The 15,034-nt window shown below is 32.5% G+C and carries 19 protein-coding genes; 14 read left to right on the forward strand and 5 right to left on the reverse strand.

The window, feature by feature from the left end:
- Positions 1 to 13: 13 nt before the first annotated feature.
- A complete protein-coding gene (locus tag G5V56_RS02255; RefSeq protein WP_166960662.1) occupies positions 14 to 577 on the reverse strand; it encodes a heavy-metal-associated domain-containing protein in 564 nt (187 codons plus the stop codon).
- A 98-nt stretch (positions 578 to 675) separates the two neighbouring features.
- Here G5V56_RS02255 and G5V56_RS02260 point away from each other — a divergent pair, with 98 nt between their 5' ends.
- The 4 genes from G5V56_RS02260 to rpmA all read left to right on the forward strand — a co-directional run bounded on the left by G5V56_RS02260 (position 676) and on the right by rpmA (position 3,016).
- Positions 676 to 1,557, forward strand: a complete 882-nt coding sequence (locus G5V56_RS02260) for a DMT family transporter (protein ID WP_166960665.1) — start codon at positions 676 to 678, stop codon at positions 1,555 to 1,557.
- A gap of 106 nt (positions 1,558 to 1,663) precedes the next feature.
- Positions 1,664 to 2,116, forward strand: a complete 453-nt coding sequence (locus G5V56_RS02265) for a DUF4199 domain-containing protein (protein WP_166960668.1) — start codon at positions 1,664 to 1,666, stop codon at positions 2,114 to 2,116.
- Positions 2,117 to 2,191: 75 nt separating this feature from the next.
- Positions 2,192 to 2,731 carry a 50S ribosomal protein L21 gene (gene rplU, locus G5V56_RS02270; RefSeq protein WP_166960671.1) on the forward strand — a complete coding sequence of 180 codons (540 nt, stop codon included), beginning with the start codon at positions 2,192 to 2,194 and terminating at the stop codon, positions 2,729 to 2,731.
- Positions 2,732 to 2,755: 24 nt separating this feature from the next.
- Positions 2,756 to 3,016: a 50S ribosomal protein L27 gene (gene rpmA / locus G5V56_RS02275; RefSeq protein ID WP_166960674.1), complete on the forward strand. Its 261-nt coding sequence runs from the start codon at positions 2,756 to 2,758 to the stop codon at positions 3,014 to 3,016.
- Positions 3,017 to 3,067: 51 nt separating this feature from the next.
- On the opposite strand, the gene G5V56_RS02280 is transcribed toward rpmA, so the two are convergent.
- Together G5V56_RS02280 and ahcY are read right to left on the reverse strand one after the other, a co-directional pair.
- The gene (locus G5V56_RS02280; protein ID WP_166960677.1) at positions 3,068 to 3,541 is read right to left on the reverse strand and encodes a DUF1569 domain-containing protein; all 474 of its coding nucleotides are present in this window, start codon (positions 3,539 to 3,541) and stop codon (positions 3,068 to 3,070) included.
- Positions 3,542 to 3,706: 165 nt separating this feature from the next.
- The gene (ahcY, locus tag G5V56_RS02285; protein WP_166960680.1) at positions 3,707 to 5,023 is read right to left on the reverse strand and encodes an adenosylhomocysteinase; all 1,317 of its coding nucleotides are present in this window, start codon (positions 5,021 to 5,023) and stop codon (positions 3,707 to 3,709) included.
- A gap of 64 nt (positions 5,024 to 5,087) precedes the next feature.
- Here ahcY and G5V56_RS02290 point away from each other — a divergent pair, with 64 nt between their 5' ends.
- From G5V56_RS02290 to G5V56_RS02325, 8 genes are all read left to right on the forward strand, one after another.
- Entirely contained in the window at positions 5,088 to 5,714 is a 627-nt protein-coding gene (locus G5V56_RS02290; protein WP_166960683.1) for a 4'-phosphopantetheinyl transferase family protein, read from the forward strand.
- Positions 5,715 to 6,443, forward strand: coding sequence for a phosphoglycerol geranylgeranyltransferase (locus G5V56_RS02295; protein WP_166960686.1), 729 nt, complete (start codon positions 5,715 to 5,717; stop codon positions 6,441 to 6,443).
- A 5-nt stretch (positions 6,444 to 6,448) separates the two neighbouring features.
- Positions 6,449 to 6,709, forward strand: coding sequence for a thiamine-binding protein (locus G5V56_RS02300; RefSeq protein ID WP_166960689.1), 261 nt, complete (start codon positions 6,449 to 6,451; stop codon positions 6,707 to 6,709).
- Positions 6,693 to 7,325: a nicotinamide riboside transporter PnuC gene (gene pnuC, locus G5V56_RS02305; RefSeq protein WP_206285856.1), complete on the forward strand. Its 633-nt coding sequence runs from the start codon at positions 6,693 to 6,695 to the stop codon at positions 7,323 to 7,325. The genes G5V56_RS02300 and pnuC overlap by 17 nt, the downstream gene beginning before the upstream one ends.
- Positions 7,286 to 7,855: an AAA family ATPase gene (locus G5V56_RS02310; protein WP_166960691.1), complete on the forward strand. Its 570-nt coding sequence runs from the start codon at positions 7,286 to 7,288 to the stop codon at positions 7,853 to 7,855. The genes pnuC and G5V56_RS02310 overlap by 40 nt, the downstream gene beginning before the upstream one ends.
- Positions 7,852 to 9,405 carry a DUF4301 family protein gene (locus G5V56_RS02315; RefSeq protein WP_166960695.1) on the forward strand — a complete coding sequence of 518 codons (1,554 nt, stop codon included), beginning with the start codon at positions 7,852 to 7,854 and terminating at the stop codon, positions 9,403 to 9,405. Before G5V56_RS02310 ends, G5V56_RS02315 begins: the two co-directional genes overlap by 4 nt.
- Complete coding sequence (gene arfB / locus G5V56_RS02320; RefSeq protein WP_166960698.1) at positions 9,405 to 9,812, forward strand: alternative ribosome rescue aminoacyl-tRNA hydrolase ArfB; 408 nt, start codon at positions 9,405 to 9,407, stop codon at positions 9,810 to 9,812. The genes G5V56_RS02315 and arfB overlap by 1 nt, the downstream gene beginning before the upstream one ends.
- Positions 9,813 to 10,018: 206 nt before the next feature.
- Positions 10,019 to 12,202, forward strand: a complete 2,184-nt coding sequence (locus tag G5V56_RS02325) for a TonB-dependent receptor (RefSeq protein WP_166960701.1) — start codon at positions 10,019 to 10,021, stop codon at positions 12,200 to 12,202.
- A 50-nt stretch (positions 12,203 to 12,252) separates the two neighbouring features.
- Here the strand turns inward: G5V56_RS02325 and G5V56_RS02330 are convergent, their stop codons facing one another.
- Positions 12,253 to 12,684, reverse strand: coding sequence for a hypothetical protein (locus G5V56_RS02330; RefSeq protein WP_166960704.1), 432 nt, complete (start codon positions 12,682 to 12,684; stop codon positions 12,253 to 12,255).
- Positions 12,685 to 12,828: 144 nt separating this feature from the next.
- Here G5V56_RS02330 and greA point away from each other — a divergent pair, with 144 nt between their 5' ends.
- Together greA and G5V56_RS02340 are read left to right on the forward strand one after the other, a co-directional pair.
- Positions 12,829 to 13,302, forward strand: coding sequence for a transcription elongation factor GreA (gene greA / locus G5V56_RS02335; RefSeq protein WP_166960707.1), 474 nt, complete (start codon positions 12,829 to 12,831; stop codon positions 13,300 to 13,302).
- Positions 13,303 to 13,401: 99 nt separating this feature from the next.
- Complete coding sequence (locus tag G5V56_RS02340; protein ID WP_166960710.1) at positions 13,402 to 13,791, forward strand: HIT family protein; 390 nt, start codon at positions 13,402 to 13,404, stop codon at positions 13,789 to 13,791.
- Here the strand turns inward: G5V56_RS02340 and G5V56_RS02345 are convergent.
- Complete coding sequence (locus G5V56_RS02345; RefSeq protein ID WP_166960713.1) at positions 13,781 to 14,938, reverse strand: sensor histidine kinase; 1,158 nt, start codon at positions 14,936 to 14,938, stop codon at positions 13,781 to 13,783. The two genes, G5V56_RS02340 and G5V56_RS02345, sit on opposite strands and share 11 nt — an antisense overlap.
- Between the last annotated feature and the right edge of the window lie 96 nt (positions 14,939 to 15,034).

Consider the following 15,034-nt stretch of genomic DNA (forward strand, 5'->3'; position numbering starts at 1 on the left):
TATATAGACTTACTTATACTTCAGTTTTTTTAGCACAGCAAGGCTTGTTGCAATCTTTAGCACACGCCATTTTTTCAGCATCTGTTTTATTAGCACATTTTGCGTTACAACCTTTGGCTTTTGTTTTGCAATTCGCACAGTCTTTTTTTGTGCAGTCTGGATTGCATTTTGCAGCGCTTTCTTGTTTGTTAGTTGAAAAATCTTCAACTGTTTTCATATCACTAACTTTATACATGTCACCAGCTTTACCAACGGTTTCAACAAGAGAAGTAGGTGTTACTTTGGCTTCGTCATATTCAACCATAGCTAATTTACGATCAAAATCCACAGTCGCAGATTTTACACCATCCATTCCTGCAATTTTTCTTTCAATAGTTTTGGCACAACCTATAGCGCAAGTCATCCCATCAATGGTAAACTCAGCTTTAGCATATGTTGCATTTGGGTCAACTGATTTTGCTGCTTGGGATGCAGTTTCAACTTCTATGGTTTTTACTTCAGGATTAGCTTTATTTTTGCAATTAAAAGAAATTAGAGTCAGCAATAAAACTCCCATAATGTTTTTAAATGTGTTCATTATTTATAAGTATTAAAATTGTTGGTGAAAATACAAAAATAAAGTCTTCTTTTGCGAAAAAATTAATCATTCTAATTTTTGAAAAAGAATCGTAAACTATGAACGAAAAACACACAAAATGGATGTACCTTTTTATACTTTCAATTATTTGGGGAAGTTCGTTCATTTTAATAAAAAAATCACTTTTAGGTTTAACGGTGTATCAGCTAGGTGCATTAAGAACTATTATTACTGGATTATTTCTATTTGCTGTAGGATTTAATAAACTAAAATTAATTTCAAAAAAAGAATGGAAATGGCTTGCTATTTCAGGGTTTTTGGGCTCTTTTTTTCCAGCATTTTTATTTGCTATTGCTGGCACAGAAATAGATAGTGCCGTCATTTCAATTTTGAATTCATTAACACCATTAAATACGGTTTTAATTGGTTTTGCAGCGTTTAAAATAACATCAACAAAACGACAAGTTTTAGGGGTTTTGGTTGGTTTTGTAGGAACAACCATGCTTATTTTAAAAGGAGCAGAATTGAATCCTAATCAAAATTATCTATTTGCAGGATTTGTAATTTTATCTACTGTAATGTATGGCACCAATGTAAATATTATCAAACGCCATTTACAAAATGTGCCTCCTTTGAGTATAGCTGCAGGTAATTATATGGCTATATTTTTTCCAGCTGTTATAGTTTTATTGTTTACAGATTTCTTTTCGGAAGCGACCTTTAAAAACCCAGAACTAAAAATGTCTATGGTTTATATAACCATACTTTCTTTTTTTGGAACCGCTTTGGCGAAAGTATTATTTAATAAATTAGTTCATATTGCAACACCTGTGTTTGCTTCATCAGTGACATTTTTAATGCCAATTGTAGCTTTAACTTGGGGATTTTTAGATGGAGAAACGTTTGGAATGCTTCAAATATTTGCAAGTATGATTATTTTGTTTGGGGTTTATTTATCGCACAAGCGCGTGTCTAGTTAAAGAATATTTCTTTCTAATTATTTGATTACTAATGACGAAAATGAAGGTGTAATTATTTTAAACCATAATTTTTTCCGAAATTTAAATGAATTAAATAAAAAATATTATGAAAAAAATAATCCTTCCCGTTAGATTTGGCCTTGTAACAAGTGCCGTATTAATTGCTTACTTTTTATTTCTTGCCCTGTTTAATAAACACACCAATCCAATATTCAGTTTTTTAAATGCAGCCATTACAGCTATTGGTATTTATGAGGCTATTAGGTTTTACAAATTAGAACAAGGTGACGCATTTACATATACAAGTGGTTTTTCAGCAGGAATTATAACAGGAGCCACAGCAACCATTGTGTTTACTTTATTCTTTTTATTGTATTCGACTGAAATTAATCCTGATTTTCTAGTCGAATTGCTCAAAACTATGAATGGCGGTTTCGATATTAATGATGGTTTGGTTACTTTTATTGTTGCTATTATGGGCTTTGCTACAACGATTGTTTCTGCCCTTACAGTGATGATGCTTTTTAAAAATAGCGGAAATATGTCTCAAAAGAAATAAAACGTTTGTAAATTAATTTATTAGCAGTATATTTGCACTCATTTTTAAATAATTTAATTAATAAAACGTTACGCTATGTACGCAATTGTAGAGATAGCAGGGCAACAATTTAAAGTTGTAAAAGACCAGAAAGTTTTTGTTCACCGTTTACAAACTGAAGAAGGAAAGCAAGTTGCTTTTGATAATGTTCTTCTAATTGGTGATGGTGACAATGTAACTGTAGGCGCCCCAGCTATAGACGGAGCTCAAGTAGGAGCAAAAGTCTTAAAGCACCTAAAAGGTGATAAAGTTATAGTTTTCAAAAAGAAAAGACGTAAAGGTTACCGTAAGAAAAACGGTCATCGTCAATCTTTAACTGAAATTATTATTGAAAGCATTGCTGCTTCAGGAGCTAAAAAAGCTGCCAAAGTAGAGAAAAAAGCAGAACCAAAAAAGGCAGAACCAAAAGTTGAAGTTGCTGCTCCAAAAGCAGAAGCTAAACCAGCTAAGAAAGAAGAAGCTACCCAAGATTTAAGTAGCCTAACGGTTGCTGAATTAAGAGAGATGGCAAAAGCAAAAGAAATTACAGGATATTCTTCAATGAAGAAAGCTGAATTAATTGATGCTTTAAGTTAATATAAAAAATAAAATCGAAATAAAATGGCACATAAAAAAGGAGTCGGAAGTTCGAAAAACGGTAGAGAATCAGAATCAAAACGCTTAGGTGTTAAGATTTTTGGTGGTCAAGCTGCGATAGCTGGAAATATTATCGTTAGACAAAGAGGAAATACACATCACCCAGGAGAAAATGTATATTCTTCAAAAGATCATACATTACACGCTCAAGTTGATGGCGTTGTAAAATTTACAAAGAAAAAAGATAATAAATCTTATGTTTCTATTGAGCCTTTTGAAGCTTAAGAAACAATTCTTTTAAGTATAACAAACCTTTCTGTTTTCAGAAAGGTTTTTTTATTTCTTCAAAATATCATTTATAATTTTTAAATGATGTTTGGTGTGTATTTCTAAAAATCGTAACGTCTGGTTTTTTGATAATTTTCCAAAAACAAAATGCTTATAATAAGCTTGTTTTGGTAATTGCTTTAAGTGTTCAATATGTGTTCTTGCTATTTGTATTTGGGTGCGTAAATCTTGAGGAATAATAATTTCAGGTGGCATAACAAATTTTGGAGCTTTTACTTTTCCTCTTGGAAAATAGCCTAATGGAAATAGAATACTACGCCAAAAATTAAATGTTCGTTCGTAATCTTTTGAATTTGAGTTTTCGATCCATTCACTAACGGCGTTAAACACTTTTAAGGTATGGTCTAGTTGCCAACCCACTGTTGATTTTGAAACTTTAGGATTTTCTTTGTCAATTAATGGAATATATGCTTCTAACTTGGATAGCTGGTTTTTTAAAATAGTTAATCTTCTATTGTTCATTTACAAAAACTTTAAGGCATAAGATATTGATTTAATCCATACCTTAGGTATTGTGTTGTTATAAAATGTAAACAAAAAAAGTCCCAAACATTTCTGCTTAGGACTTATAATTTTATTCATTATTGAGAGATTGCCACGTCGCAAACTCCTCGCAATGACGATATATTAATATCTGTAATACTCAGGTTTAAAAGGACCTTCAACGTTTACACCAATATATTTAGCTTGATCTTCCCGAAGTTCAGTCAATTCAACACCAATTTTTTCAAGGTGTAATTTTGCTACTTTTTCATCAAGATGTTTTGGCAACATATATACTTTGTTTTCGTAAGCCTCACTATTGGTCCATAGTTCAATTTGAGCCAAGGTTTGGTTTGTGAATGAGTTACTCATTACAAAACTTGGATGACCAGTAGCGCAACCTAAATTTACTAAACGACCTTCTGCAAGTATAATAATGTCTTTTCCGTTAATGGTATATTTATCTACTTGAGGCTTTATAGTGTTTTTGGTATGACCGTGGTTTTTGTTTAACCAAGCCATATCAATTTCATTATCAAAATGTCCAATGTTACAAATTATAGTTTTGTCTTTTACAGCTTCAAAATGTTGTGCTTGCACAATATCTTTATTTCCTGTAGTAGTTATAATAATGTCTGCATTAGGTGCAACAGTTTCCAGTTTTTTAACTTCAAAACCGTCCATAGCCGCTTGTAATGCACAAATTGGGTCAACTTCAGTAACTGTTACAATACTTCCAGCACCTTTAAAAGAGGCAGCAGTACCTTTACCTACATCGCCATAACCACAAACAATAACTCGTTTTCCAGCTAACATAACATCGGTAGCTCTTCGAATAGCATCAACAGCACTTTCTCTACAGCCGTATTTATTATCAAATTTACTTTTGGTAACAGAATCATTAACGTTGATTGCTGGCATAGGTAAGGTGCCTTCCTTCATTCGTTCATATAATCTATGAACTCCCGTTGTAGTTTCTTCACTTAATCCTTTTACTCCTGATACAAGTTCGGGATATTTATCTAAAACCATATTAGTTAAATCTCCACCATCATCTAAAATCATGTTAAGCGGTTTTCTGTCTTCTCCAAAGAAAAGTGTTTGTTCAATGCACCAATCAAATTCTTCTTCAGTCATATCTTTCCAAGCATAAACAGCTGTTCCTTCGGCGGCAATTGCAGCAGCAGCTTGATCTTGTGTTGAGAAAATATTACAAGAACTCCAAGTTACTTCTGCTCCTAATGCCTGTAAGGTTTCTATAAGTACAGCTGTTTGAATGGTCATATGTAAACAACCTGCTATTCTAGCTCCTTTAAGTGGTTGTGAATTTTTGTATTCTTCACGCAGACTCATTAAACCAGGCATTTCGGCCTCGGCTAATTCAATCTCTTTTCTTCCCCAGGCAGCTAGCGATATATCTTTTACCTTATTAGGAACGTAAGCAATTGTTTTTGTGTTCATATTAGTATATTTGTATTTAACAATTTTTGCCTGCAAAGATAACTAATAACTTTCAGAAAATTAAATGCCTCTTTATAAATCCATTACTCCAAATTCACAAACTACTGTTAAAATATGGAAGATTACAGAGTCTTACGATGATTTGATAAATGGAATTTCTTTAAAATCAGAAAATTTAGAACGAGTTTTAGGAATGAAAAGTGAATTACACCAACGCGGTTTTTTAAGTGTGAGACATTTGTTGGCCGAGTTTGGATATCAGGATTCCGATTTGTTTTATGATGAAAACGGAAAACCGCACTTACATGATGGTAAACATATTTCGATTACACATTCCTTTATTTTTTCGGCTGTTGTTGTAAGTGATGATGTCGTTGGTATAGATGTTGAAAAACAGCGCGATAAAATAACCATTATTGCTCATAAGTTTCTTGATTATGAATTTGATTATCTAAGCAAAACCGATGAAGATTATATTAAAAAACTAACACGAATTTGGTGCGTAAAAGAATCCTTATATAAACTGTTTGCAACGCCTGGGTTAAGCTTTAAAGATCATTGTTTGGTTATTCCATTTGCAATAGAAGATGACAAAACATATGCTTGGATTGATTATGACAACAAAAAATACCGCTACAACATTAACTTTTTAGAGTTTGAAGGCTTTACTTGTGCCTATGCCTTAGTTTAAATGACAACGATCTACAAAAACATACAGGCATCGATAAAAAATAATGAGAAGTTATTTGCGGTTTTAATTGACCCAGATAAGATAGCTTTTAGTACTATTTCAAGTTTTATTAAAAAGCTGAGTACATCTATGGCAACCCATATTTTTGTTGGCGGAAGTACTGTTAAAGAACATGCTAGTCATGATTTGGTTATAGAAATAAAAAAGTATACTAAGATTCCTGTTATATTATTTCCGGGAGATATCCAGCAATTAACAGGAAAAGCCGATGCTCTTTTATTTTTATCATTACTTTCAGGAAGAAACTCTGAATATCTTATAGGAAAACAAGTTAAAGCCGTTTCAAAATTACGTACAATGAACCTTGAAGTTATTCCAACGGGTTATATTCTAATTGAAAACGGAAAGCAAACAAGCGTTGAAAGAGTTACCAGAACAAAACCTATTTCGCGAAACGATATTCAAAACATAGTAGATACGGCCAAGGCAGGGGAATTATTAGGAATGAAACTAATTTATTTAGAAGCTGGTAGTGGTGCTTTAAAGCCAATAACAGCAGATATTATAAGCGCAGTTAAAAAAGAATTAAATATTCCGTTACTAGTTGGTGGGGGTATAAAAAACAAAAAGCAATTAGACGATGCGTATAATTCAGGAGCGGATTTGGTAGTTGTTGGTACGGCTTTTGAGGAAGATGAATCGTTTCTTGAAGAATTAAAAAAGAATTAATAACTATGAAAATATCAGTAGACTTAACCTTATCTCCTTTGCAAAATGATTATGAAGTACATGTCATTAATTTTATAAAAGCATTGAGAGCATCAAAATTTACCGTGTTGGAAAATCCGTTAAGTACCCAAATTTATGGGGAATATGATGAACTAATGTTATTTCTTACCAAAGCCATTAAAACATCTTTTGAAGGAGCCGATATATCTGTCCTTACCATGAAGGTTGTTAAAACAGATAGAAGTGATTATGAACCACATTTTTGATTTTTTTATAGATCCATATCGCGATGCTCCAACATTTCAAATTGTTTTAGAAGCGATTGCTTTTGTGTTTGGAATTATGAGTGTTTGGTATGCCAAAAAGGAAAATATTTTGGTTTATCCAACGGGGCTAATTTGTACCGTTATCACGGTATATCTTCTATATATTAGTCAGTATTTTGGAGATATGATGATGAATTTTTACTATTCCGTCATGAGTATTTATGGTTGGTGGAACTGGTCTAGAAAAAAAGGAAATAAATTTGTGGTACCTATTTCAAGAACTACAACAAAAGAAAAATTAATAGGGGTTTTGTTATTTATCTTAACCATGATAGTTACCTATTTTGTTTATAAAGGATTTGATTACACGTTACAAATTCCCAACTATATTGATATTGTAACATCGGGTATTTTCTTTACAGCTATGTGGTATATGGCTGTTAAGAAATTAGAAAATTGGACTTTATGGATTATTGCTGATTTAATCACTATTCCGCTATATGCCTACAGAGGTCTCGGGATGTTATCACTTCAGTATTTAATCTTCACTATATTAGCAATTCAAGGATACATTGCATGGAAAAAAATCTTAAACAACAACCGTCAAACTGCATAAAAGTTGTTTTGTTCGGCCCAGAATCTACTGGAAAAACCACGCTATCAAGGCATTTAGCACGCTATTATAATTCGGTTTGGGTACCAGAATATGCCAGAGAATATCTTCAAAATAAGTGGAATGAAGAGCGTAAAACATGTGAACCAAAAGATTTACTGCCAATTGCTGAGGGACAAATGTTGTTAGAAAACAAGTTAGCACAAAAAACAGATACAGTACTAATTTGTGATACCGATTTGTTGGAAACAAAGGTCTATTCTGAGGCGTATTATATCGGTTCTTGCGATCCTATTCTAGAAAAATATGCTCTCGAAAATTCATACGATTTATATTTTTTAACGTATATTGATACACCTTGGGAAGCAGATGATTTGCGTGACAAACCTGATGAGAGAGAAGCTATGTTTAAGGCTTTTGAAAATACCTTAATAAAATATAAACGGCCATACGTGTTGTTAAAAGGAGATAAAAAAGAACGTTTAGACTTGGCCGTGAAACATATAGATAACTTGCTAAAAAGTAAAAAATGACATTTTCTGAAAACGACACTATTCAAATTGAAAATCACGGATTAACTATTGATAAAGTTAATGAGCAAGTTAAGCTTATTACATCTGGAATGTCTTATTCAAATTTAAAGGAAGCAGCTACGGTTGGTAATGGTATTCTTAATATTGAAAACCAAAAGGAATCTCATTATATTCAGTTATTCGAACGTAAGAAAAATGAACTTTCTATGGTAAAGTTTGTTCCTGCTTCTGGTGCGGCTACTAGAATGTTTAAATTTTTATTTCAGTTTTTAAATAGCTATAATTCTAAAGAAGAAACTCTTGAAGATTATATAAAGAGAATGGATAATGTAAACGTTCAAACTTTTGTAAATAATCTTGAGAAACTACCATGTTTTGAGGAGGTGGTTCATAAAATCCATAAAGTCATTCCAAATTATAACGACTTGTCTTATGGTGAACGTTGCATAGAATTTGTAAAGACCATGTTGGATGACGATCGATTAAATTATAGTTTTTACCCAAAGGGTCTCTTGCCTTTTCATAGATATAAAGATTATGTAGCAACGGCCTTTGAAGAACATTTGTTTGAAGCCGCCTATTATGCATCTTCAAATAATAAGGCAAATTTGCATTTCACCATTTCAGAGGTACATCACAATAAGTTTCAGGAAGAACTTAATCATATTCAAGAAGAGATAGAAAATGAAACAGGAAACAGTTTTAATATTTCATTTTCATATCAAAAATCAACTACTGATACCATTGCGTTAACACAAGACAAAGAAATTTATAAAGAACAAGACGGTTCTATTTTATTTAGGCCATCGGGGCACGGCGCTTTATTGGAAAACTTAAACGACCTTGATTATGATATCGTTTTTATAAAAAACATTGATAATGTTGTTGTAAAGAAACATTATCAAACCATATCAAACTATAAAAAAGTATTAGCAGGTATTTTGTTGGAAGTTCAAGAGCAGACATTTAAATTTTTACACCTTTTAGAAAAAGGAGATATAGATGAAAAAGGCATAGATAGGATAACAGAATTTATGACCAATAAATTGAATATTGTTATAGCTACAGATTTTGAAACCGCTTCCTTGGAATCTAAAATATTTTATGTAAGAGAGAAGTTAAATAGGCCTATTCGTGTTTGTGGTATGGTTAAAAATGAGGGAGAACCTGGCGGCGGTCCGTTCTGGGTAGAAGATAATAAAGGAACAGTTTCCTTACAAATTGTAGAATCTGCTCAAATAGATAGTACCATAGAAAGCCAAATAAGTTTATTACAAAATGCGACTCATTTTAATCCTGTTGATTTGGTTTGTGGCGTTAAAAACTATCGAGGAGAAGTTTTTGATTTAACAAAGTATGTAGACCACGATGCCGCTTTTATAACATCAAAAACACAAGCAGGAACCGATATTAGTGCTTTAGAACTTCCTGGGTTATGGAATGGCAGTATGGCTTATTGGAATTCTATTTTTGTTGAGGTGCCACTTATTACGTTCAATCCGGTAAAAACAGTAAACGATTTAATTAAACCTGCACATCAAATGTTATAATGGTTTCTGAAGATGCTCTCATATCAGAATTAAGTTTTAAAGCTGTAAGAAGTTCGGGTAGTGGCGGACAACATGTTAATAAAGTATCGTCAAAAATTGAGTTATCCTTTAATTTAGCAGAATCTTTAGTGTTGAGTGATTTGCAAAAGGAACGTTTGCAAAACAAATTAAGCAGCAGATTAACAAACGAGAATGTTCTTATTTTGCAATGTGACGAAAGCAGAAGCCAGCATAAGAATAAAGAGTTGGTAATCAAACGTTTTTTGCAAGTAATAAAAGACGGTTTAAAAGTTCCTAAAAAACGTATTCCAACTAAAATATCAAAATCTGCTATTCGAAAACGTCTAAAAAGTAAAAGCCAACTTTCCGAAAAAAAAGCAAATAGAAAAAAGCCTAACTTAGAGTAAAAAATAAGTAGTAATTATCAATTGTCAATTGATAATTGTTAGTACCTTTGCATTGTTCTCAAAAAAGGGGTGCCTATAAACGGCTGAGATCATACCCAATGAACCTAGAACAGGTAATGCTGTTTAGGGACGGCGATAGTAGCCAATTAAATTAATATTAATCAGAATAATTACCTCTTTTTATTCGAATAAATTTATTTTATCGGATGAAAAACCTATTCAAAATTTTGGCACTCTTAGTGCTGTCGAACTCCGTTTTTTCTCAAGAAAAACAACAAGATTCAACAAAAATTCAAACTTTAGACGAAGTTTTGGTAAATGCTGTTCGCGTTAATGCAGATTCACCAATTACTCATTCCAATGTTACAAAGGAAGCTTTGGAAAAGCGCAATCTTGGACAAGATTTACCCATTTTATTAAACTTTTTACCATCTGTAGTCACCACGAGCGATGCTGGATCTGGCGTTGGTTACACGGGTATTAGAGTTCGTGGAGTGAGTGCCCAATCAACAAATGTTACCGTTAACGGAATTCCTTATAATGATGCGGAATCCTTAGGAACATTTTGGGTAGATTTACCGGATTTTGCGTCGTCAGTAGAAAGTTTACAGTTGCAACGTGGTGTTGGTACATCAACAAATGGCTCTGGTGCCTTTGGTGCAAGTATTAATATTTTAACCGATGCTATTTCAGAAAAAGCCAATGCAGAAATCTCCAATTCTTTTGGAAGTTATAACACTAGAAAACATAATGTAAAATTCAGTACTGGAACTTTAAATAATCATTTTGAAATTGCCGGGCGTTTGTCGCAAATCAATTCTGATGGTTATATTGACAGGGCAACGTCTGATTTGAAATCGTATTTTCTTCAAGCGTCTTATGTTGATGGTAATACGCTAATTAAAGCCTTGGCTTTTGGCGGATATGAAAGAACCTATCAATCGTGGAATGGTCTTGAAGATTTAAATCTTTTAAAAAATCATAGAACATTTAATACGGCTGGAATGTATACCGATGAAAATGGTAATACTCAGTTTTATAAAAATGAAGTCGATGATTACAAGCAAGATCATTATCAACTGCATTGGAATGAGCGTTACAATAACAATTGGTCTACTAATTTAGGGTTAAATTACACGTATGGTAGAGGCTATTTTGAACAGTACAAAGAAGATGAAGATTTTGCGGATTACGATTTGGCAGAGTTGGTTATTGGTGGACAAACCGTCAACACAACTGATTTAGTAAGAAGACGTTGGCTTGATAATGATTTTTACGTGGTGAATGCTAACGTAAACTATAAAGATGAGGCACTAAATTTTACTTTCGGAACATCCTTTAGTCATTATATTGGTGATCATTATGGTGAAATTATTTGGGCGCGATATGCTAGTAATTCAGAACCTGGAGATCGATATTATAACGGGGAAGGCAATAAAAAAGACGTTAGTATGTTTGCCAAAGCCACTTATAGATTGAATGATAAGTTGAGTCTTTATGGCGACCTACAGATGCGTTTTGTAAATTATAAAACAACAGGATTAACTTCAGATAGAGTTAATATGTTGATAGATGAGCAGTACAATTTTTTCAATCCTAAAGCTGGAATTAACTATAAATTTAACTCAGAAAACAGCTTGTACATGTCTTATGCACGAGCTAATAGAGAGCCCAATAGAGATGATTTTGAAAACAATCCTACAATTAAACCAGAACAGCTTAATGATTTTGAATTAGGCTGGAGACACAATACCAATACGTTTAAATTAAACGCCAATGTATATTATATGTTATACAATGAGCAGCTGGTGCTTTCTGGAGCTATTGATGATGTAGGGAATCCTATTCGTTCAAACAGTGGTGAAAGTTACAGACTTGGTTTAGAGTTAGATGCAGCAGTTCAACTGTCAAAACAATTTGCTATTCAACCTAATGTAACTATCAGTTCAAATAAAAACAAAAGTACTATTTCTCAAATTGATGGTGATCTTGTCGATTTTGGGAAAACAAACATTTCATTTTCACCGGAATTAGTCGCTGCCAATGCATTGGTTTTTCAGCCAAAACATAGTCTTCAGCTATCTTTTTTAAGTAAATATGTGGGTGAACAATTTATGGGAAATACAGATTCTGAAGCCTCAAAATTGGATAGTTATTTTGTAAATGATTTTAATATTACTTATGAAATAAAACCAAATTCTATATTCAAATCTATTGTGCTATCAGGATTGATAAACAATATTTTTGGAGTAAAATATGTGTCTAATGGATATTATTATACGTATGATGATACGTGGTCTAATCCTAATCAAGTTACAACTATTGAAGGAGCAGGGTATTATCCACAAGCAACCACTAACTTTTTGTTGGGAGCTACGCTAAAGTTTTAGTTTTCTTTGTCCCAAAATTTATTAAAAAGCGGTTTTTAAAGCCGCTTTTTTTAGTAGTTTGAAATAATAAGTGTATTGCCTGATTGTTCAACGCGATAGTTTTTTAAACCACAAACTAAGGTTGAGCTTTTAAGAGGCTGACCGTTAATTAAACTATAGGTATTTCCGTCGCCACAACTGCAAGTGGCTTCTAAACCAGATATTTCAAGGCGACAACTGTTGCTGGGTGAATGGTTCGGGTCGCTGGCATCCCAAGCTAAAAAATTGGTTATCGCATTGGTGACAATAATACCATTGTTTCCAACATTGGGAATATAAACAGATTCGGTATCAAATTGAAGTTGACTATATTGAGGAAGACTTAAATTAATAGACAAATTAACATTCAAATCCAGCAAGAATTTACAGTTTTCATTTTCATTTCTACTACCACTACAAGCTAACAAATTCATTGCTAAAAAAAGATATAAAGGGCGCTTCATCCAAGTCATAATTTAGTATGCAATTTACAACAAAAAGCAAATTGATTTAAATATTTTGTATATTTGTATGTAATCTCGTAGTATGCGAGATTTTTTTTATGCTGAACATGGTTCAGCATCTTTTATTAATAAAACGATGAAGTTATGAGTAAAGTATCATACTATACACCAGAAGGGTTAAAAAAATTAAGAGACGAACTTAAGCAGTTAAAAGACGTTGAACGTGTAAAAGCTTCAAAAGCAATAGCAGAAGCTAGAGATAAAGGTGATTTAAGTGAAAATGCAGAATATGATGCTGCTAAAGAGGCTCAGGGAATGTTGGAAATGCGTATCTCTAAATTAGAAGATGCTTTGGCAGGAGCACGTGTTATTGACGAATCTCAATTAGATAATACTAAAATTTTAGTATTATCTAAAGTTAAAATAAAGAATCAAACCAATGGTATGGAAATGAACTATACTTTGGTAGCTGATGGTGAAGCTAATTTAGCAGCGGGAAAAATTTCTGTTAATTCACCTATTGGTAAAGGATTATTAGGAAAGTCTGTCGGTGATGTTGCCGAAATACAGGTGCCAAACGGTGTTATGAAGTTTGATATTATCGAAATTTCCAGATAATTTAGTAATAAATAACTTTTTAAAAAGATTCCTAATTGTTTTTATTAGGAATCTTTTATATTTACATCTATTCATAACTCTCAACACTCTCAATGTCCTATGGCTTCAATATTTACAAAAATAATTAATGGCGAGATACCATGTTATAAAGTTGCTGAAACTGATAAATTTCTTGCGTTTTTAGATATTAACCCTAATAGTAAAGGACACACGCTTTGTATTCCTAAGCAAGAAGTTGATAAAATTCTAGATTTAGATGAGGAAACGTATAATGGATTAATGAGTTTTTCTAGACGCGTAGGTATCGCTATTGAAAAAGCGATTCCGTGCAAACGAGTAGGCATTACTGTTATTGGTTTAGAAGTACCTCATGCGCATGTACATTTAATTCCGCTTCATACCATGGAAGATGCACGCTTTATCCAGAAAAAAACGTTAACAGCCGAAGAATTTCAAGATGTTGTCAGCGCCATTCAAGCTAACTTATAGCCCGTTTTAATGCAATTTGAAAGGTGGTTCCTTTACCTATTTCAGATTGTAGTACTTTAATTTTTCCGTTATGGAATTCTTCTATAATGCGTTTGGTAAGCGACAGACCGAGTCCCCAACCGCGTTTTTTAGTCGTATAACCAGGTTCAAAAATAGTATTGAAATTCTTTTTAGAAATTCCTTTTCCTGTATCAGAAACTAGCACTTTAATATCATCTTCAAGCTCAGAAATGGTGATGGTAATTTTACCGCGACCTTTCATGGCATCAATAGCATTTTTCACTAAGTTTTCAATAGTCCAACCGTAAAGTTGCCTGTTCAGATTAACGAAAATCTCTCCGCTTGGTGTTATTAATTCAAATTCAATAAGTTTTGAAGAGCGTGTTTTTAAATAGCTGTAAGCATCTATGGTTTCTTTAATAATATCAATCGGCTCTAAAGTAGGAATAGATCCTATTTTACTAAACCGTTCTGTGATGGTTTGCAATCTGTCAACATCCTTTTCAATTTCTACAATATAATCTGGGTTTACAGGTTCGCTTTTTAAAATTTCTGTCCAACCAATTAGAGAGGATAAAGGAGTTCCTATTTGGTGGGCCGTTTCTTTTGCCATTCCAGACCATAATTTGTTTTCGGTAGCAGTTTTATTACTTCGATAGAAAAAATAAACCACAGAACCAAACAAAACAATAATAAGTAAGAGTGCTAAAGGGTAATACATTAACTTATTAAGTAAATCAGAATTTCCGTAATAAATAGTGGCTAAAACTTCGTTTTGATATCTAATTTCAATGGGCTTATTTTCATTCTGAAACTTCAAAATTAATTTTTTTATATAGGTAGAGTCTTTAGCCTTTTCTTCATCAATATTATTAAAGTCATAACTCCCGTCTTTACTAACTTTAATCATGGGAGTTGTTTTATTACTTTGAAGAATTTCTATAGGAAGATCGCCTATATCAATATTTAAATCACTGGTTTTATTGAGTTCCTGTTGAGCAATGGACCAATTTTGCATTTTTGTGCGTTCTTCAGCTTTAAAATTTTGAAAGAATACATAGGTATTCCATAAAATGAGGGAGATAATAATGAAAGAAACTACAATCATAACCCAACGAAAGGCGTTTCTATATTTTGTAAAAATCATTAAAACTTAATTTGAATATGAATATAATGCAAATCTGTTAATATTATTGTCCTAGATGTTAGTAAATCAGTTTTTAGTTGAAAACTAGATTACTTA

Source organism: Yeosuana marina, assembly GCF_011762485.1.
GTDB classification, from domain to species: domain Bacteria; phylum Bacteroidota; class Bacteroidia; order Flavobacteriales; family Flavobacteriaceae; genus Yeosuana; species Yeosuana marina.